This is a genomic window from Anaeromicropila populeti (genome assembly GCF_900112775.1).
In the GTDB taxonomy this organism is placed as follows: Bacteria; Bacillota; Clostridia; order Lachnospirales; family Lachnospiraceae; genus Anaeromicropila_A; species Anaeromicropila_A populeti.
The window spans coordinates 19,107-39,189 of the sequence record NZ_FOYZ01000015.1 but is presented as its reverse complement, the minus strand read 5'-3'; the positions used below and the strand labels follow the sequence as shown (position 1 = coordinate 39,189).

The following is a 20,083-nucleotide window of genomic DNA, read 5'->3' as shown; positions in this document are numbered from 1 at the left end:
TCTTTAGGAATCCTTCATACTTTTTCTGTACAATTTGCACATAGAAGAGAGAATTATTTATAAAATACCTTTTACTGTATTAACAACATTTTCTTTTGTAAATCCAAACTTTTTAAATAATATATCGGCTGGAGCACTGGCACCAAAAGACTTCATTGTAACATATGCACCATCCAGACCTACATATTTACCCCATCCAAAATCAGTTAATGCTTCAACTGCAACTCTCTTACGACATGCCTTTGGAAGAACAGCTTCCTTATATTCTGCCGACTGTTGCTCAAACACATCCATAGATGGCATACTTACTACACGAACATCTACATTTTCCTTTGCAAGCTCTTCTTTTGCATCCATAGCCAATGCAACTTCAGAACCACTTGCCATCAAAATTACATCTGGCACTGACTTTTCTGAATCTGATAAAATGTAACCACCCTTTAAAGCTTCTTTACTTGAGTTAGCCTGCTTTGGAAGGCCTTGACGTGTTAATACAATTGCCGTAGGAGTATTTTTTGACGTAACTGCATAATACCAGGCTGCAACTGTTTCAGTAGCATCTGCTGGACGATATACTGTAAAATTAGGCATTGCACGTAACATGGCTAACTGCTCAATTGGCTCATGGGTAGGTCCATCTTCCCCAACCCCGATACTATCATGGGTTAAAACAAATGTTAATGGAAGTCCCATTAAAGAAGACAGTCTTGCCATTGGTTTTACATAATCACTAAATACAAAAAACGTTGAAACAAATGGCTTTAATCCTCCATATAAAGCAAGTCCATTTCCAATTGCCGCCATTGCAAGTTCTCTTACACCAAAATGAAGATTACGTCCTGCATAATTGTCCTTTGAAAAATCTCCTTCTCCGTTCATATATGTTTTAGTAGATGGAGATAAGTCAGCAGAACCACCAAATAACCCTGGAATCATATCCTTTAAGCGATTAATAATCATACCTGACAGGTTACGCGTTGCTTCTGTTTTGTCATCTACAGCCCAAAGTTCTTCACTGTTCAAAAGAGCTTCTGCATCTGTTCCTGCGTGCATATCATCCCATAAAGCTTTCATCTCAGGAAATTTTACTTCATACTCTGCAAATAATTTGTTCCATGTCTCTTCTTCAGCTGATAATTTTTCTTTTAACTGGTTATAGTGAACATATACCTCATCTGGAACATAAAAAGCTTCTTGTGAAGGCCATCCCAAATTTTCTTTTAATGCTGTCACATTATCTGCCCCTAACGGTTCACCATGTGCACTAGCCTTACCTTCCTTTGCCGGACATCCAAAGCCAATCTTTGTCTTAACGCGAATCATTGTAGGTCTTGTTGTATCTGCCTTAGCTGCTTCAATTGCTTTACCAATTTCAACAAGATCATTACCATCTTCTACACACAAAGTCTGGAATCCAAATGCTTGAAATCTTTTCTCAACATCCTCTGTAAATGCAATGTCTGTATCGCCTTCAATAGAAATTTTATTAGAATCATATAATACAATTAATTTACCAAGTCCAAGTGTACCTGCAAGTGAAAATGCCTCTGATGAAATACCTTCCATCATACAGCCGTCTCCACCTAAAACAAATGTATAATGATCTACAATTTTATACTCATCCTTATTAAACTTTGCAGCCATATGTGCCTCTGCCATTGCCATACCAACAGCCATACCCATACCAGCTCCTAAAGGTCCTGTGGTTGCCTCTACACCAACTGTATGTCCATACTCTGGATGTCCAGGTGTTAAAGAACCATCTTGTCTGAACTGTGACAAATCTTCTGTTGAAAGATTTCCATATCCAAATAAGTGTAATAACGAATACAGTAATGTGGAACCATGTCCACCAGATAAAATAAATCTGTCCCTATTTGGCCAATTAGGGTTGCATGGATTATGTTTCATGTGGTTAGCCCATAGTTCGTAAGCCATAGCCGCAGAACCTAATGGTAACCCTGGGTGTCCTGAATTTGCCTTTTGAACCGCATCTGCTGATAAGACACGAATTGCATTAACTGACATTGTTTCGATACTACTCATATTTGAATACCTCCTGTTTTCTTCCTAAATCTTTATTTTATCATTTAAAATCATTGATTATTATACAATACAATGTTTAAAAAATCCACGAAAAATATAATATCTAGTATACTTTCCAAAAAAGATAATATAGTCTTTGCATTTTTGTTGCATTTTCATACAAGTTTGTTCTTACTTTCACATACAAGTGTTCCACATGTACCATTTCTTGTTCTGGGATCCACCCTGGTCCAAATGCAGCCCTGTCCATTATTTCAAACAGAAATGACAGCTCCTCTTTTTCTATGATACCCAGTACTTCAATTGCTTCAAACCAGTCCCCACTTTGTATCCTGCTAAAAGAATATTGACCTAGTGTACATATCTGAAAGCATAATTGCTGATATAAAAAAATTACTTTTTTATTTCGATTTGTTGTGCCCAAAAGTTTTTTTGCCCTTTTCTTTAAGTAAATATAGTGTAGAAGCAGAGCACCCACAATAACAGCCACTACTACTAGAATAGCCAGAAATATTATATTAACATAATTTCTGTCTTCTGCCTGAGTTCCTTTTCCTGTAGTTCCTTTTTTTCCTGAGGCTTTCGGAGTAGATGTCTGCCTGCTGGAAGGTGTGTTTCGTGGAGAAAAAACTGGCTGTACGGTTGGCTGTACATTACCTGGCTTCCATGTACTAGTTATTTGATTGGCTGATACTGTTCCTTCACCAGAAGAAGGTGTAAATTCAACAGGAACCCATCCAATCCCATTAATATATATTTCCACCCATGCATGTGCAGCATTATCCTTTACGTTGATTGTTTTCATAAAATTATTTACTTTTCCCGTTCTATAGGCGCTTTCTGTTACCACATACCCTTCCACATACCGGGAAGGTATTCCCGATTTGCGAAGTAATAAGGCAGCCGCTGATGCAAAATGGGTGCAATAACCCTTTTTGCTTTCCTTCAAAAAATATTCTACAAAATCCTTATTAGCGGGAAGCCTTCCTGGACTCAAAGTATAGGAACACGTACTATACATATTATCCCTTATTGTCTGAATAATAGCACCTAGATTACTTAGATAATGATTATTATCGTAATAATCAATTTCCATATTTTTTAAATTGCTGTTTGCTTCTACAAGCGCGTCCACATTGTCAGGTGCATCTAAATAATTAAAATATACAAAATCACGATACTCCTTTTCCATTTGCTCATTTTGTGTATTATAGGTTTGTTTATCTTCTGAACTGCTATAAAAAAAAATATTTGCTTCCTCTTCTGTCAAACCAATGTTCTGTGTAAGAATTTTTTGAAACTCATTAAAAACGGGATAAAAGAATAATTGATAATTATTTTTGTTTTCTCTTATAGAAAGAAAGCCTGTATCTTTCATAAAAATAGTATCCTTTGTGCCATATGGCATTAAATATTGTTTATTCTCAATTGCTTTCTTATCTATTTCAACTTCCTTAATTTTTCTTAACGAAGAGAATTGAGAAACAGACCTTAATACCATATAGTCCTCACTGGACATACTTCTGATAAATTTAGCAGAAATATTTTCACTGTAAACTTCATATGCATCCTCTATAATTTCCAGATTCTTTTTCTCCTCTTTGCTTAGTACTTTCCAACTATTTTTGCTATACTTCTCTCCTACAAATCCTCGCAAATACAACTTACTAAACTCTTCTGTCTGTTCCATTGTAATAATAAACTGAGTTTTATTTTCAAACTTTATCTCACTGTTTCTTCCTAGCTTTCCCCCATTTAGACCACCTCTGGCAGTATTCTTGTTAAGAAAATCTGTTTTCAATATTTCATTCCAGGTATCTTGCTCCGACAATTTTTTAATATCCTTTTGCCACTTCACCTGTTTATTTACTGCATTAAAATCCTCGTAAAAATACTCTTTTTTAACAAAAGTAAAGCAAAGTATTAAAAACACCGTACCAGCTAAAAACATGAAACCCTGAATCTGTTGTGTTGCCAGCTGGTTTTTCTTTGCAGGTCTTATTAACACAACCATTGTAGTTAATCCATAAGCCAAAAGATACTGTGGACTAATACAAAGTCCAGCCAAATACGGAAGTGCAACAAAAGGAAGCGTGGCATCTACATATAGAATTCGGCTTTTCTTACAGCATACGACAAAAGATACCACAAATATTTCTGCTGCTGCTAATAACATAAAAAAAACAGTCATTTTCTTTGTTTCACTATCTGAATTCACAAGGACTTCCAATATATTAATATCAAAATATTCGTTCATATACTGAATTACCTGATTATACACCAGCTTTGCTCCATCCAGGGCAATTTGGTTTACTGCAAAAAAACAAATACCTAATAATAAAATATAACCACCAACAACAAATTTTCTACTTTTTGCAGGATAAATACCAATAACACAAGCTATAGATAAGACAAATAGCATATACTTGATTGTATTTATCCCCACCAAAAGATGAAAAGCACTAATAAATCCACATAATGAACCATATGTACACAAAAATATAAACAACATCTCCAACAAAATTTGTATGATTTTTTTTGTGTTACTTCTATGACCTTTTTCCATTTTTATTACTTTTACAGAATCTTCCTTAAATAATGTATACTTTCTTTTAATCCACTGACTGTTTTTCAATTTTACTCACCACCTCTGGCTTTAATCCAAACATTTCAAAAGACTCTACGTTATCTTTTCCAACATAAAATACATTTGTCATTTTTTCACTTGGGAAAAGTGCAGCATAGTTTTTTGCAAACACTCCCTTAGCTTGATAAGTTTTTGATTTTACTATCTCCTCCATGAGAAAATAGAAATCTTCTTCTTTATAAATAGTTCTCCTAATAATCTGGTCTATCGCTGCATCATACCATGATACATAATGTCTATGCCCTTGCGTTATTAAGGAATACGATACCGAAAGCACCTGTTCCATCAAAGAATCCAGCTCGTCCATCATTTTTGCCCCCTCATTACTGCAATACAAATCAAATAAAACCAATGTTTCTGTTATAACTGGTTCACTAAAATCCTTAACCATAAGAGTTTTCTTTTTAGAACTAAGTTTCCAATGTATTCTTTGCAGCCGGTCCCCTTGTTGGTAATCCCGTATCTGAAATACCTCCGATGGATCATCTCCTGGCCTTTTATCTGAAAATTCCTCACTTTCTCCCCTAACCAAGTAATTACTATGTTTTACCTCTAAAAAGTAGAATTGAAGTTTTGGATAAATAACCGCTTCAAAGGAATTTGCTGCTCTTTTACTCAATTTAAATATTTTAAAATAATCATAAATTCGTATTTTAGCAATCTGAATTTGAATTTTACCACAATATTCAGGGCAAATTCTCACTTCCAACTTTTGCTTTGTGCGACTTGAAATAGAAAATTTTATTTTCCTTTTAATTTTTGTTTTCTGACCCCCATAATTGCATATCAGATAAAATTTACATTTTCCAATTGGAAAAAAAGAATTATTATCTACCAAAACAGATAATGGGTAGCTTTCTCCTTTTTCAATCCTTACACTTTCATTCTCAAAAGAAAATTTTAATGAACAGCTGGCAATCAGCGTCAAAATAAAACTAACAATAGGCAGTAAACATAATGCAATTGTCAAAATAAAAATTACATAATCCGTATACAAAACCGATAAAATAATTCCGTATACAGAAAAAACTATATAAAGTATCAAATTTCGAATCATTGGGTGCCCCCTTATACAACTCTGGGTGCTGGCACCTTATTTAAGATGTCATCTGCTACTGCATCCACACTAATTTGCTTATATTTTGCCTGCGCGTTAAGTAAAATCCGATGGCATACTACATCCTTAAATACGCTTTTTAAATCATCCGGATTTACATACTCCCGCCCTTTTACAAATGCCCGTCCTTTTGCCATAGACATTAATGCAATTGTTCCTCTTGGACTTACCCCTAATTCAATCATACTATGGTTTCTTGTTTCATAAACAAGTTTTCCAACATAATCATAAACTTTATCGTGAATATAAATAGTATCTACCCTCTCCTGCATTTCTAATAACTCATCCTCATTTATTACATTTTGAGCCTTATGCAGAGGGTTTTCTTTCTGCTTAGACTTTAAAATATTAATTTCAGACTGAATATCTGGATACCCGATCGTAAGGCGTACCATAAATCTGTCTAGCTGTGACTCTGGCAGCATCTGTGTTCCAATAGATCCCACTGGATTCTGGGTTGCAATTACTACAAATGGATTTGGTACCAAACGAGTTTGTCCATCCACTGTAATCTTTCCTTCTTCCATTACTTCAAGCAAGGCTGACTGGGTTTTAGGAGAGGTCCGGTTAATTTCATCTGCCAAAAATAAGTTACAAAATACTGCTCCCTCCTTAAACTCCATATTATTATGACTATCCAGCACATTAAAGCCAATTACATCACTTGGCAACACATCTGGCGTAAACTGCATCCTCACTTGCTTTAAATTCATTGCCTTTGAAAATGCTACTGCTAACGTAGTTTTACCAACTCCTGGTATGTCTTCCACTAAAATATGACCTTTTGCCAAAATTGCCATCATAACTTTTTCAATAATACTTCTTTTCCCAATAATAGCTTGTTCCACTAACCCTGTTATTCTATTTATCTTATCCTCATACTGAATCACGTTTGTCCCTCCAAATCAGTTTATTCTCTAATATTCAATTCCTTTTCTAGCCCCAATTCCCTTGTCAAAAGGATGCTTTACTTTTTTCATTTCTGTTACATAATCCGCAAGTGAAATAAGTTCTTCAGAAGGATTTCTACCTGTTAAAATAATTTCCAGGTCCTCCGGTGCCTCCCTTAAGCATATCAAAAACCTCTCTTGAGAAATAAAATTTTCGTTATACACCGACATAATCTCATCCATTACAATTACGTCATAAAACTGAAGTTCCATATTTTTAATTGTGTTTTCTAATACCGCAGAATAATACCCCCTTGCCTCCTCTCGTTGATTCTCTGCCATTTGAAACGTAAATCCATAACACTGGCTGCAAGGATAAACAGTTATGTTTTCTATCCCCTTTAATACCTCAACTTCTCCCGAATCATCTGTTTTCATAAAACGAACCACAAAAACTCTTTTCCCTTTTCCTGCGGCACGAACTGCCAGACCTACTGCTGCCGTCGTCTTCCCTTTTCCATCACCACAATATAAATGAATCATATATCTCCTTCTTTCCTACTTTCTTTCCTAATTATTTATTGTAGCCAAAAGCCACTTTATCCATCCCGATACAGAAGAGGCTCTTCTTTCTACAAGACTTTCACCACACAAATTTAACTCACGGATTTTAGATGCAATTAACTTCTTATCTGGCGCTTCTCCTTGCTGTCGGAAAAACATAAAAATATACCGAAATATTTCATGTGTAAACATTTGCTCTACATATTTAAGCTGCCTTTTCTTATAAGGCATTTTCATAATAGCTTCTCCTAAGGCAGACAACCTTACTCTCACTATACCATTCTCAGCTTTATATTTTTCTGTCAATTCCAAATACCTGGCTGCATTAAAATAATAATCTCCCTGCCTTTTATCAAATCCAATTGCTTCTGCTATTTCTGAAATTGTCTTATCCTCTTCCTTCAAAAGCTCCAGTAATGAAATGACCGTAGGAAAACTATCTGCCTGTATAAATGGAATTCCGTCGTTTTCCTCCTTGCTTCTAGTACTATTATATACCTCTGTTAAATCGTCCATTGTAATATCAACATCTTCAAAACTATAATTTTTTTGCCTCACAAATTTAATTGAACTATAATTTTCCACATCTGTAAACTCAAATTCCATTAGTCTGAAAATATTATTGCTATATACTAAAAAGACAGGCCGAATCTCTTTTACCAGTTTAGTTTTCCAAAGTCTAAAAGGGTAATAGAGCTGCCTGACAATAAAATCCTTATGCACAACATTTTTTGCCTCAATTATAGATACACAATTATGATTTTCAAAACCCGCATCTATTTCTATCTGGGCATTTCTCACAGATATAAGAGCTTGTCCCTGATTTTTTGTATTTTGTATTACAAATTCAAACTCTCCTGATTTCATCCTGCCGCTTATTGTCTGAACCATTTGCTTTTCCCCTAAAAAATCATCCAATACACTGGTTACTCCCAGTACATTAATTACATTTGCCTCACTATTAATATTTTCTTTCGAAATAGTTTCTAAATGTTCTGGAAAATCAATATGTTTAATAAAACGCTCCATCTCAGGAATAGCGTGATAAGAATCAAAATACCCCATTACATAGCTTCCCCGGCTATTAGGTAAAATAGAAAGCTTTTTCCCATTTCCCTTTCCAAAACATTTTGGTAATGATTCTTCTGTATCAAATTTCGTCATAAGACGAGGTTCCCGAAATTCCTTAATTTGACTGGCTGTTATCTCAAATACTCCATTTTTTTCAACCTTACTAAAAATATCATACTTATCAAACAGCCTAATCCAAGCCGCTTCATTCTTAGACAAGTTGCTTTCATTTGAAAGAAGTTTTGCATTTGTTTCCATTAACAGACTAGATTTCATAGTTTGATATTAATACCTCCTCCACATCTCCACGCTTACTTGCATTAGAATTAATTGCCCTTTTGGCAGATACCTGCTTTATCGTAAAATTCTGATATAACTCCAGAATAAAGTCACAGTACGAGTTTGAAAGTAAAAAATTCACACCTCTTTTATTCAGTTTATCACAAATTTCTTTTAATTCAATTTGCTGGTTCATCCCAAATCCATTATTTGTATATCCTGTAAATGAACTAGAATACGATATAGGGTGGTAAGGCGGGTCTAAATATACAAAAGCTCCTTTTTTAGCTGTCTTTAAAGCTTCCTTGTAATCACCTGACAAAATTCTAATTCCCTTTCTATTCAAAAAACGATGTAATGCTCTTAATGTCGTTTCATTTACTATGTTAGGGTTTTTATATTTACCATAAGGTGAGTTAAATTGACCAGACTGATTTACCCGAAACAATCCATTATAACAGGTTTTGTTTAAATATAAAATCCTGGCCGCTCTCTCCACCCTGCTCATCCCTGTATACTTTTCCTGGTTTCTGTCATAACCTCTCACTTCGTAATAATATTCTGATTTATTATTCTGTTCATGTAATTTTAATTCGTTAATTAGTTCCTCACACTGATCTCTGATTGTAATATATACATTGATTAACTCTTCATTGGCATCATTAATAACCGCTTTAGCTGGCTGCAAAGCAAACAGCACCGCACCACCACCAACAAACGGCTCATAATAAGTGGAGTATTCTTTTGGCACCATTGGTTCTATATCTTTTAATAACTGTCTCTTTCCACCTACCCACTTTAAAGCTGGTGCTACTAAAGAATCCTGTTTCATGTCTATTCCTCCGTCATTCTACTCTTTCAATAGTATAACATAAATAAAACCATCTGTGAAAATTTTTTAAAAGGAACTAACTACAAAATCGGCAGTCTGAACTTAATCAGAACTGCCGATTTTATTATCTCTATATTACATTACGATTTGCTTACTATAATAGTTTCTTTCACTATTTTTTTCTGTCCATTATATAATTTTATTGTAGTTGTTATTATCGTTTTTCCAACACCAACGGATGTAATCTGACCACTTTTATTAACTGTAGCAACCTGTTTATTACTAGAAGAATAAGAAACAGTTGCAGCTCCAATTGCACTGCTGTCCGTTTTACTTTTTAAACTCTTTACACTTTGCAATGTCACTGGAAGCGTTACCTTTACTTTTGTACTCTGACCTAACTTCAGCTTACTTTTTTCTGATTTTACTTTTATCTGATTTTTTAAAGTTGTAACTGTTTGAGCAGACAGTTTATTGGAAAGCACGACATACGTTCCACCCTGCACTATATTGATTGAAACGCTTCCATCCTCACTTACATAATAATTTGAACTATATGGCAATGTTTCGTATTTTTTTGTGGTTTCATTGTAGTGATAAACATTTACTTTGCTTCCTGGTACTATACCTGGCTGATCTTCCAAATTAATGTTAACTCTTGCGGAAACAGGCAGTTTGTCATTCTCTTCAAAGGATACTGTCACTCCAGCCTCCTGTGATTTTAGCTGCATACCTAAATTAATATCTTCCATTTCTTCAGCAGCCTTCAGTAGTTGATCCTTTGCAAACATCCATGTATAGCATTCTTTTTGATTTTTATCTTTTACGACTATTGACAATCCTTTTTCATTAGTCTTTGCTGCCTTCAATATTCCTGCATTTAATATTAGCTTATTGCCACCATTAATATCGGAAGAAATTTGTCTATAAATCATTAAATCTTGGGATTCTGTTTTATGAACTGGTGTTATCTCAGTAGAATCCATTTCTTTTATTTTTATTTCTACTCCTGCTTCCATATCAGAATAACCAGTTCCATCTGATCCCTTCCATAAAAGATAAGTAGTTCCGCAGGTATTTGCTTTCGTAATAAAACAAATTTTATTTAAATCAGCTGCTTCTATTTCCTGTCCTGCTGCTATTGTAGTACTTGTACTGCCAGAAACAAGTTTCCAAGTTCCACAATCTAAATTATTAATAAAAGTAATTTTAATTTTTGTCAACGCATCCGATTCCACATCTAAAAAATGTTGAGTAAAATCCGTTGCCGTAAAATATACTAACTGATTTTCATATACGCTTTTATTTATATCTGCAACTTCTGGCAAATCATTTACGCTTGTAACTGTAATACTCACTTCTGCAACATTAGAATTAGCTGTTCCATCATTAGTACTAAATGAAAAACTGTCATTTCCAAAATAGTTATTGTCTGGTGTATAGCTATAGCTTCCATCTTCATTTAGACTAACCCTACCGTTTTTAGCATTTTCCACAACAGAAAATGTTAATGTATCACCTTCCACGTCACTTGCTGAAAGCACACCATTTAATGTAGCGTCTTCTAATACACTTTGTACTGCATTCTGGCAAACAGGTGCATCATTTACACTGTTAATTGTAACCGTTACAACTGCCGACTCAGAAAAATTTACACCATCACTGACTTTATATGAAAAACTGTCACTTCCAAAATAATTTTCATTTGGTACATAGTGATATAGTCCATTTGAATCAACTATAACCGTTCCATGATTTGCCTCTCTTGTTTTAATAAATACAAGTGGGGTTCCTTCCACATCAAATCCATACAACGATCCATTTGAACTTCCATCTTCTTCTAATGTAATGCTTTTATCATAAGCATATGGTATGTCATTCACCTCAGCTATCGTAATTACTACAGTAGCTGTATTAGAATATTCTACTCCATCTGTTACCCGATACGTAAAGCTGTCAACTCCATTTTCATTTAATGCTGGGAGATAGATATAACTTCCATTTGCGTCCAAAAAAACATTGCCCTTTTGAGGAACAGACACGATTTGATAGTTCAAAGCATCTCCATCTACATCTAATGCCCAAAGCATTCCATGCTCATCTTCATCCTCTGTCACATTTAGTACTCTATCCTGTGCAACCGGTGCATCATTTACTGCTGTAATATTAATAGTAACTGTTGCAGCTAATGAATCAGCCAATCCATCATTTACTTTAAATTCAAAACGATCTATCCCATTATAATTAGCATCTGGCATGTACTGAAATGTTCCATTGCTGTTGATTGTAACAGAACCATGTAAAGATTCGACTGTCTTACTAAATGCCAGGGTATTCCCATCAATATCCATTCCTGTTAAAGCTCCAGTTTTTTCTGTATCCTCATTGATCGTAAAAAAGCTGTCATTTGCCACAGGAATATCATTTACTGAGGTAATTTCAATTGTTACGGTTACTGTACTGGAATACAAATTACCATCACTTACTTTGTAGGTAAAATAATCCATCCCATTTACATCTTTATTCGGAACATACATATACGAACCACTTGCCTGTAATGTAATGGTGCCCTTTGAGGTTCCAGATACTAATTGATAGGTCAGTACATCATTTTCTATATCACTGGCAGAAAGCATTCCGCCTTTTGGCATATCCTCAAAAGTTGAAATTGTGCTGTCCAAAGCTACTGGTGCATCATTTATTGAATTTACTCCTAGTTGAAAAGTGTCTGATGCGAATGCCCCTTGTTCGTCCGTTACTGTTACCGTTATGATTGCTGTTCCAGACTGATTTTTAGCGGGAATAATTTTTATTTTTCGATTGGCACCCGTCCCTTCCACTATAATGTGGGCTGAATCTTCAGGCACAAGCAGTTTGTTATTAGAACTTGCAGTTACTGTTAAATTATCTGCCAAAGTTTCTTCGTCGTTAATTGTTAAATTAATTTCTCCTAAATCTGCCGTAGAGGAATCCTCATTAATGACACAAAGGTCAATCGAACAATTTATAGTTGGTGCCATGTTGTTTAATGTAACAAATGTTGCCACAGAACTATAGTTTGTTCCCTTTGCATTAGTTGCATATGTTCTTACCTCATACGAGGTATTATTAGAAAGAGATGATATTCTGATACTAAAACTACCTGTTGTCGATGTTCTAAAAATTACTTTTGTATAGTTTAAATCAGTAGCTTTTTTATATTCAATACCTCTTTCTAAAATAGCGCTTCCATTATCACTTACTACATTTCCATTTATTGCAGCACTAGTTGATGTAATGGATGTAATTGACTCTGTATTTACCGTAGGTATAGATGTAAATATAATACTTTCTGAACTATCTGAAGCTTCTCCTTCTCCCGCAGCATTTTTTGCTTTTACTGAAAATGTGTAGCTGTTTCCTGCTGTAAGACCTGTTACTTTAATAGGACTATACGTACCTGTTGCTGTTACGCTCCCGTCACCTGAGGTTACTATATAAGAATTAATAGAACTTCCTCCATCTGATGCCGGACCATTGAAGGATACCATAATTCCGTCAGAACTATCTGTCACAGCTGTAATAGATGGTTTTCCAGGACAAGTATATACCGTTACCTGAAAATTTCTATATACCGTTCCATTTACCTTAACTGAAATTTCAGCAGTTCCTGAAACTCCTGCCTGGGCCGTAAAACTAATATTTCTATAATATCCGCTTCCCTCAAAAGTAATGGAGCTGCTATTCACAATACTGTTATTGGAAGACGTACCTGTCAAAGTAATGTCTGACCCACTATATACAGCCGTAAATGGAATGTTATTTGCAGTAGCTCCTGCTTTTAATGTTTGATCATTTATAACAGAAACAACGGTTGCATTAGATATAACTACACTTACATTATCTATCCTAGCACCTACAGAACCACCCATTGTAACCCTGATTTTTCTTGTTCCAGAACTTATTGTTCCGCTGTTTTTAGTCCATAAGAGATTACCAGTTCCATCATATCCCTCAACTTTACACTCACCACTTTGCACATTAGTATAAGATGAGTTAAATTCTAATAATCCAGTATCTATAATAGAACCAAATTTAGCTATATCTATATCTTGATAAACATAATATTTTGACTGTCCACTTGAAACCGACCCAACAATAAATACACCTCCATTGGTATACATACGAGATTCTGAATTTGTCCATCCATCTAATGTAGTACCATCTGAATTACTTACAATATTACTTCCTAATTGAATGTTTGGATAAACTGTAACTTTAAATATCATATTAGTAGCTTTTGTCCCATCCGAAACACTTACCGTAATATTTGCCGTTCCCGTCTGTCCACTTGTTGATGTTACAGAGATAGAACCATTTCCATTTGATAATGAAACATTTATATTAGAGTTGGTAATAACTAATTGGTTAGATGAGCTTGCTGAAACAGTAAGTGTTCCAACTGCATTATCCATATCCGATGCGGTAAATGAAAAAGGACCTATCTGGGTTCCTGAATCACCTGACTGATCCGCGATTTGAGAAACAGAAGGAGCAATATCTCCATTTTCGTATAATATTACTGACATATCATCATATCCTGCATAGGTGTATGCCCCGATCCCGCCTGGATATGTTAGAAAGCACAATAAGGTAATTCTGATTTTTCTTGCCCCAGCAGCCACAGCCTCTACTATCTGAAACTGTTCCCAACTGATAGAAGAATATGTAGTAGTACTTCCACAACTTTTTTCCTCATTATACAATTCATTTCCACTTCCATCAAATTGTTGAATTTTTACTTTAATGTAATCGCCAGACTTAGCACCTGTCTTCATGTAATATCCACTAAAATTAACCATTAATGTGCTACTGTCAATTTTAGCTGCCTGGCTGCTAATGTCGATATCTTGATAATTATTAATTTCAGAATCTACATATCCTTGTGAAAATGTACCAAAATAATTACCAGTCCTTCCTCCAGCCGTTGACCGCAAATTATTTGTATTAGAGTTGTAACCACTTGCTCCAGTCCACCCATTTGCTGTACTATTTCCTGCATCTCCGCCAGGATTCACCAAAAGGTTGGTATCCAATGATGCCGCATGTACTTTTGTTATCGGGCTAAACTGAATTATATTTATTAAAATAGCAGCTAGAACGATAACACATGTTACTTTTAATGTTCTTTTTCTCATTTGTACCTCCGTATATTATGTCCATAAGTATCCTATTATATCACATTTTATCGAATTATAGAGAATTTGTATATAAGTAATATTTACCAAAACAATAAAAGAGCGCAGTCAAATTCACTACACCCTTTTATATGATTCTTCTTATTCACTTAATGCCCCATAAATAATCTGGCGCATTTTTCTTCTTAAGCTAACGTCTCCCCCCTGCAAAATCTGCTGCATATAGACCATTACTAGTTCTTCCTTTGGATCTACAAAAAAATATGTCCCTGCAAGTCCATCCCATCCATATTCGCCCACACTTCCGTTACTTGCTGCAACTGAGGTATCTAACATAACACGCATTAAATTACCATACCCATATCCATAAATACTTTCAAAATAAACTGTTTTCAATTGTTCGGGAGTTAACTGGTTTTTCCCCATATATTCTACGGTTTTACGACCTAAAATCTGTCTTCCTTCAAATGTTCCCTTTCCAACCAGCATGCGGACAAAATGTATATAATCCTCCAAGGTAGAATATAAACCAGCTCCACCTGCTTCAATATCCGGATTTTCCTCGGGTTGGAGGAGTCTTAATATCTTAGGCTCGTCTGCTGGTGCTTCCACCAGATGTCCTTCTTCGTCAGCTCTTGAATACACTTTTGCTAGACGAGGGCGTTTTTCCTCTGCAACTTTAAAATCTGTATCTACCATTCTAAGTGGCTCAAATATTTCCTGCTTTAAAAAATCTCCATACCTCATTCCTGTTATAATCTGTACGATTGCACCCAAGAAATCTGCTGACGCACCATACTTCCAACTAGTTCCTGGTTCAAAGTCCAGTGGTGCTTCTGCAAAGCAGTTGCAAATTTTTACAATATCAATTTTTTCACCCTTCTCCATTCGCTTTAGCAAGTCTTGCTGAATGTCTAGCATTCCCTTTTCAGGTACGCCTTCTTCCCACGGATACGCAATTCCTGATGTCATATTCAACAAATGCTGAATTGTAATTCGAGTTTTTGCATCTACAAGTCCTTCTTTCGTTGACACCTTCATATTTTTAAGTCCTGGAATGTACTTATCTGCTGGCTCTTGCAGATCAATCAGACCTCTCTCCGCTAATATCATAATAGCTGTTGCCGTAATTGGTTTTGTCATGGAAAATATTTTATAAATAGTATCTTCTTTATCTGATCCATATATATTATGAAATGCTGTTTTCCCTTTATGTTCTATTTGAATCGACGCGCCCAGCACTCTTTTTTCGTCTAATTCTTTTTGAAATAAATTATTTAACCAGCTTAGTTTTTTTGTATTCATTTATTATCTATCCGCCTTTCCTGTATAATCATTTGCATGTGAAATATACCGCTATTATAGCATATCTTTTGAAAAATGAATATCTGAAAAAGCTATTATATTTAATAGATTATCAAAAAAATAGAAACGTAATTAACTTCACAATCAAAGTTAACTACGTTTCAAAATAAAATCATATTATAAAAACCATAATACTATCTTTTGAAATTATTGTTAGATTGTTTAAATAAATATTTGAAACCAATGCATAACATAACAAAAAATACAACCATTACTATAACATTTAATAATGATACTATTGTATCAATAATTAACACATTATTTTACCTCCTATCTTACAAATAGTAAAACCCTTTATCATAAACTGAATCATACTTGTAATACATATACATATGACATAACTCTCTATGAACCTCAATTACTCCAATTGGAGTTGTGATAGTTGTTACATGTGTATAATCACTTGATACATATGCTGTCCTACTTCCATCTAAAATTGAGGTTGAATAGCTGATATCCTCAATACCTACGCCTATAGTAAATCCTGTCAATGTTAATCTTGGATTAGAAATTGAAGTTACATAATTATTTGTAGACTTCATTGTCACATCAGCAGATAATGTATATGTACTAGTCAAGGAACGTACGTATTTTACATTTTTAGTATAATATGTAATGTCATTAAGTGCTAACAGTCCCTTTTTTTGAGTGTTAGGTGTTATTACTACCGATTCATTATATACATTCTCATTCTCATTTTGCTCAAGATAACTAATTACCTCATCAATAGAATTCATCTTCAAAGTATCTTGATTATCACTACTATCACTGGAAAAGCTAATAGAATAATTGTTTTCATCTAAAATATCTGATTCTTGAATTTTTTCTAAAAGTAATTTTTGATACTCACTTTCAACATCTACTAACTCTTTTGCATTAATTTTAGAACCAAACATAGATAAAGTCAACCCCATAATTAATAACAAACATGTTAACTTTTTTAAAAATTTTTGTTTCATTTCACTAATCTCCTTATCTTATTTAATAATTTTGTTTGATTTTTACTTTTAAACTTCATAGCAATCCAACATTTTCTATTATATACTATTTTTTTACATGTCAATATATTATTTGTATAATTATGTGTTCTTTGTAATATTTACTTTCTTGCAACAAAAAAGCACCAACCCCACAGCTCTTTCGTCTGCAAAACCGGTACTTTGCAAGTGCGCCTCCAGGGGCTCGAACCCTGGACACCCTGATTAAGAGTCAGGTGCTCTACCAACTGAGCTAGAAGCGCATACTTTATTATTTTTATTCTTTTTTTATATTTCCTAAACGCAAAAGTAATTATATATGATAGTTTTGCAAATTGCAAGCCTTTTTTTAAAAAAAAATAATTTTTCGTTTTATTTTATATTGTAACTTATATTTTTCGTTGAATTAAATAAAAAAAAAGGCTATAATACAAATACAACTTATAGTATTGAACGATTGAAAGGATGGGAACATTTTTATGGCGGCAAACTCTTCTGATTCAAATAAAAATTCTGATAAGCGAAATGTATTTGAATCAAATAAACAGTATTTTACCATATGTATCTATGCTCTATTTGTAATAACGGTTGGTTCCATTATTATATACAGCATTATGAACTGGTCCGAAACCAGACAGAATATTGAAAATGTTTTTGGTATTTTATCACCATTTATTGCTGCATTTTTTATTGCCTTTTTACTAACACCGCTTACTAAAAATATTGATCAACTATTAGAAAAATACTTAATGAAAAGTCCCTCTTATACTTCTTTTCGCAAAGGTATTTCAATTTTTTGTTCTTATATAGTTTTTTTAGGTATTATTATTTTGACATTTATTTATGTCATTCCTCAGCTTGGAACAAGTATTCAGGACTTAACCCAAAAGCTGACAGATAATCCAGAACAATTTTCAAATATGTTTAATGGTATATATGATTATTTAAACACACTGGAAACCAGATATCCTGATTTAGATATTCCTGCTATTAAAGAACAGATTAATGAATTGATTCCTCAGGCTTTATCTTTTGGAACTAATTTTGTAACAAACTTATTTCCTGTTTTGGTAACCGTTTCTGTATCAATAATGAAATGGATTATTAATATATTTTTATCTATTGTGATTTCTTGTTATTTATTATCGGATAAGAAATTTTTACTATATCACATTAAAAGGCTTGTCTATGCTCTTTTAACAAAAGAAAAGGCCGAATATCTCTTTTCAACTGCAAAGGAATGTAATAGTATATTTAGTGGTTTTATTATTGGTAAATTTATTGATTCCTTAATTATAGGTGCCATTTGCTTTGTACTAATGCTAATATTTCAACTTCCTTATGCATTGCTGCTAAGTGTAATTGTTGGTATCACCAATATGATTCCGTACTTTGGTCCTTTTATTGGTGCCGTGCCAGGTGTAATTATTTTTTTATTGCTCAATCCTATCCAAGCTGTAATTTTTATTATTATGATTTTTGCACTTCAACAATTTGACGGACTTTATCTCGGACCTAAAATATTAGGAGAATCTACTGGCCTAAAGCCACTTTGGGTTATTTTTGCCATTACCATCGGTGGTGCCTACTTTGGTGTTATTGGTATGTTTCTTGGTGTCCCAGTTGTTGCTGTTTTGGGATATTTACTAAACCAGTTTATTCAAAGAAAGCTAGATCGGAAAAATATTAAAAATATATAGTATTCAAGCTAGGAAAGATAATTTGAACATAAATAAAGAAAAAGCAGGATTTATCCTGCTTTTTCTTTATTTATGTTGATTAATTTTATCCTGCAATACCGATTTTGAAACGGCACCCATAACCGTATCTACAACCTTACCATTCTTAAAAAAGTGAATTGTCGGGATAGACATTACCCTGTACGTTCCACTAATATTGGGGCAATTATCTACATTTAGCTTTCCAATTTTTACTGTTCCTTCATATTCTTTTGCAAGGTCTTCAATAATTGGACCCATTATTTTACAAGGTCCACACCAGTCTGCATAAAAGTCCACTACTACAAGCATGCTTTCATTTAATACCTGTTCTTGAAAATTATTTTCTGTAAATTGTGTTGCCATGCTGCTTCCTCCTTTTGTTATAAAAACTTGAATACAGTAACTACTTTCCTTTTTTATTATGCTTACCTAAAGACTGTAATATACTATCTACCTGATCCCATGATTTTTTAAACTCCATTGCTTTCTTATTTAACTTAGGATTAGTACCGGTTGCTTTTGCAATTTTTGATTTAACCTGAGACTGAGCCATTTAATAACCATCACCATAAATATATTCTTTATAATCTATGATTCTGTCATATGAAATAAAACAACAATAATCTATCTATGAATAATCATCCGGCAAATAGGCTTTCCTTCTTCAGAAAATTTCTGCTCGTATTCTGTCATTACATTACCTTCTTGTTCATCGCTATGATGTAGGTCAAATGTTTTACTTTCTAAGATCCACTGAGCTACAGAAACTTCCTCCAATGAAAACTCAAACAGCTCCTTATTGTCTGTTTTGAAAATCACCTTTCCTTTCTGCTCAAGAAATTGATTATATTTAGCCAAGAACTGATGTGATGTCAGCCTGCGTTTTGCATGTCTCTCCTTTGGCCATGGATCAGAAAAATTTAAATAAATCTGGGCAACCTCATTTTTGTCAAAAACATTATTAATATCTTCTGCATCCATACGAATAAAAAACAAGTTATTTAACTCAACTTCTTCTCTCTTCTCGATTGCACGAACTAACACACTAGAATATTTCTCAATGCCAATAAAATTAATATGGGGATTATTCAGTGCCATCTTTATTATAAATTGTCCTTTTCCCATTCCAATTTCAATATGAAGAGGATTATCATTTTTAAATACTTGTTTCCATAACCCCTTATACTCTTCTGGATTATGTATTACAAATTGATTATCCGCAATTTTTTCTCTAGAACCTTTTACATTTCTTAACCTCATATCCAATTCTCCAGTCTGTTCCTCTTATGAATATCTTTCAAATTCTAAGTATATCATAAAAATATAATTTTACTATAGTTAAATTTCAAAAAAAGTAGTATGATATTATAATGAATGGAAAACTATGTAATGGGAAT

General features: G+C 33.8%; 14 protein-coding genes and 1 tRNA gene. 1 reads left to right on the top strand and 14 read right to left on the bottom strand.

Annotated elements, in window-relative coordinates; genetic code table 11:
* Positions 1 to 57: 57 nt before the first annotated feature.
* From tkt to BM305_RS15765, 11 genes are all read right to left on the bottom strand, one after another.
* On the bottom strand, positions 58 to 2,046 hold the full coding sequence (gene tkt, locus BM305_RS15815) for a transketolase (protein ID WP_092562971.1): 1,989 nt from the start codon (positions 2,044 to 2,046) through the stop codon (positions 58 to 60).
* A 103-nt stretch (positions 2,047 to 2,149) separates the two neighbouring features.
* On the bottom strand, positions 2,150 to 4,681 hold the full coding sequence (locus tag BM305_RS15810; RefSeq protein WP_092562969.1) for a transglutaminase-like domain-containing protein: 2,532 nt from the start codon (positions 4,679 to 4,681) through the stop codon (positions 2,150 to 2,152).
* On the bottom strand, positions 4,659 to 5,750 hold the full coding sequence (locus tag BM305_RS15805; protein WP_092562965.1) for a DUF58 domain-containing protein: 1,092 nt from the start codon (positions 5,748 to 5,750) through the stop codon (positions 4,659 to 4,661). Before BM305_RS15805 ends, BM305_RS15810 begins: the two co-directional genes overlap by 23 nt.
* An 11-nt stretch (positions 5,751 to 5,761) precedes the next feature.
* On the bottom strand, positions 5,762 to 6,697 hold the full coding sequence (locus BM305_RS15800; RefSeq protein ID WP_408606133.1) for an AAA family ATPase: 936 nt from the start codon (positions 6,695 to 6,697) through the stop codon (positions 5,762 to 5,764).
* 30 nt (positions 6,698 to 6,727) lie between these two features.
* Positions 6,728 to 7,243, bottom strand: coding sequence for a cob(I)yrinic acid a,c-diamide adenosyltransferase (locus BM305_RS15795; protein ID WP_092562962.1), 516 nt, complete (start codon positions 7,241 to 7,243; stop codon positions 6,728 to 6,730).
* A 27-nt stretch (positions 7,244 to 7,270) separates the two neighbouring features.
* On the bottom strand, positions 7,271 to 8,611 hold the full coding sequence (locus BM305_RS15790) for a type II restriction enzyme (RefSeq protein ID WP_242940564.1): 1,341 nt from the start codon (positions 8,609 to 8,611) through the stop codon (positions 7,271 to 7,273).
* Complete coding sequence (locus BM305_RS15785) at positions 8,601 to 9,446, bottom strand: DNA adenine methylase (RefSeq protein WP_092562959.1); 846 nt, start codon at positions 9,444 to 9,446, stop codon at positions 8,601 to 8,603. Before BM305_RS15785 ends, BM305_RS15790 begins: the two co-directional genes overlap by 11 nt.
* A 140-nt stretch (positions 9,447 to 9,586) precedes the next feature.
* Positions 9,587 to 14,623: a tandem-95 repeat protein gene (locus tag BM305_RS15780; RefSeq protein WP_092562956.1), complete on the bottom strand. Its 5,037-nt coding sequence runs from the start codon at positions 14,621 to 14,623 to the stop codon at positions 9,587 to 9,589.
* A gap of 141 nt (positions 14,624 to 14,764) precedes the next feature.
* Positions 14,765 to 15,928, bottom strand: coding sequence for a serine hydrolase domain-containing protein (locus tag BM305_RS15775; protein WP_092562953.1), 1,164 nt, complete (start codon positions 15,926 to 15,928; stop codon positions 14,765 to 14,767).
* Between the two features lie 335 nt (positions 15,929 to 16,263).
* The gene (locus BM305_RS15770) at positions 16,264 to 16,914 is read right to left on the bottom strand and encodes a hypothetical protein (protein ID WP_207649504.1); all 651 of its coding nucleotides are present in this window, start codon (positions 16,912 to 16,914) and stop codon (positions 16,264 to 16,266) included.
* Positions 16,915 to 17,155: 241 nt separating this feature from the next.
* Positions 17,156 to 17,228: transfer RNA gene (locus BM305_RS15765), tRNA-Lys, on the bottom strand.
* 216 nt (positions 17,229 to 17,444) lie between these two features.
* Between BM305_RS15765 and BM305_RS15760 the strand changes: the two genes are divergently transcribed.
* Positions 17,445 to 18,665 carry an AI-2E family transporter gene (locus tag BM305_RS15760; protein WP_092562947.1) on the top strand — a complete coding sequence of 407 codons (1,221 nt, stop codon included), beginning with the start codon at positions 17,445 to 17,447 and terminating at the stop codon, positions 18,663 to 18,665.
* Positions 18,666 to 18,731: 66 nt separating this feature from the next.
* Here BM305_RS15760 and trxA read toward each other — a convergent pair whose 3' ends face one another.
* The 3 genes from trxA to trmB form a co-directional block, all read right to left on the bottom strand.
* A complete protein-coding gene (gene trxA / locus BM305_RS15755) occupies positions 18,732 to 19,049 on the bottom strand; it encodes a thioredoxin (protein ID WP_092562944.1) in 318 nt (105 codons plus the stop codon).
* A 40-nt stretch (positions 19,050 to 19,089) separates the two neighbouring features.
* Positions 19,090 to 19,239 carry a hypothetical protein gene (locus BM305_RS19230; RefSeq protein ID WP_177214766.1) on the bottom strand — a complete coding sequence of 50 codons (150 nt, stop codon included), beginning with the start codon at positions 19,237 to 19,239 and terminating at the stop codon, positions 19,090 to 19,092.
* 71 nt (positions 19,240 to 19,310) lie between these two features.
* Complete coding sequence (gene trmB / locus BM305_RS15750; RefSeq protein WP_092562942.1) at positions 19,311 to 19,946, bottom strand: tRNA (guanosine(46)-N7)-methyltransferase TrmB; 636 nt, start codon at positions 19,944 to 19,946, stop codon at positions 19,311 to 19,313.
* Positions 19,947 to 20,083: the final 137 nt, after the last annotated feature.

Bases quoted from the DNA above. Each gene is read 5' to 3' on its own strand.
- trxA (WP_092562944.1), bottom strand. From the start codon at position 19,049: ATGGCAACACAATTTACAGAAAATAATTTTCAAGAACAGGTATTAAAT.
- BM305_RS15805 (WP_092562965.1), bottom strand. From the start codon at position 5,750: ATGATTCGAAATTTGATACTTTATATAGTTTTTTCTGTATACGGAATT.
- BM305_RS19230 (WP_177214766.1), bottom strand. From the start codon at position 19,239: ATGGCTCAGTCTCAGGTTAAATCAAAAATTGCAAAAGCAACCGGTACT.
- tkt (WP_092562971.1), bottom strand. From the start codon at position 2,046: ATGAGTAGTATCGAAACAATGTCAGTTAATGCAATTCGTGTCTTATCA.
- BM305_RS15780 (WP_092562956.1), bottom strand. From the start codon at position 14,623: ATGAGAAAAAGAACATTAAAAGTAACATGTGTTATCGTTCTAGCTGCT.
- BM305_RS15795 (WP_092562962.1), bottom strand. From the start codon at position 7,243: ATGATTCATTTATATTGTGGTGATGGAAAAGGGAAGACGACGGCAGCA.
- trmB (WP_092562942.1), bottom strand. From the start codon at position 19,946: ATGAGGTTAAGAAATGTAAAAGGTTCTAGAGAAAAAATTGCGGATAAT.
- BM305_RS15775 (WP_092562953.1), bottom strand. From the start codon at position 15,928: ATGAATACAAAAAAACTAAGCTGGTTAAATAATTTATTTCAAAAAGAA.
- BM305_RS15785 (WP_092562959.1), bottom strand. From the start codon at position 9,446: ATGAAACAGGATTCTTTAGTAGCACCAGCTTTAAAGTGGGTAGGTGGA.
- BM305_RS15760 (WP_092562947.1), top strand. From the start codon at position 17,445: ATGGCGGCAAACTCTTCTGATTCAAATAAAAATTCTGATAAGCGAAAT.
- BM305_RS15790 (WP_242940564.1), bottom strand. From the start codon at position 8,611: ATGAAATCTAGTCTGTTAATGGAAACAAATGCAAAACTTCTTTCAAAT.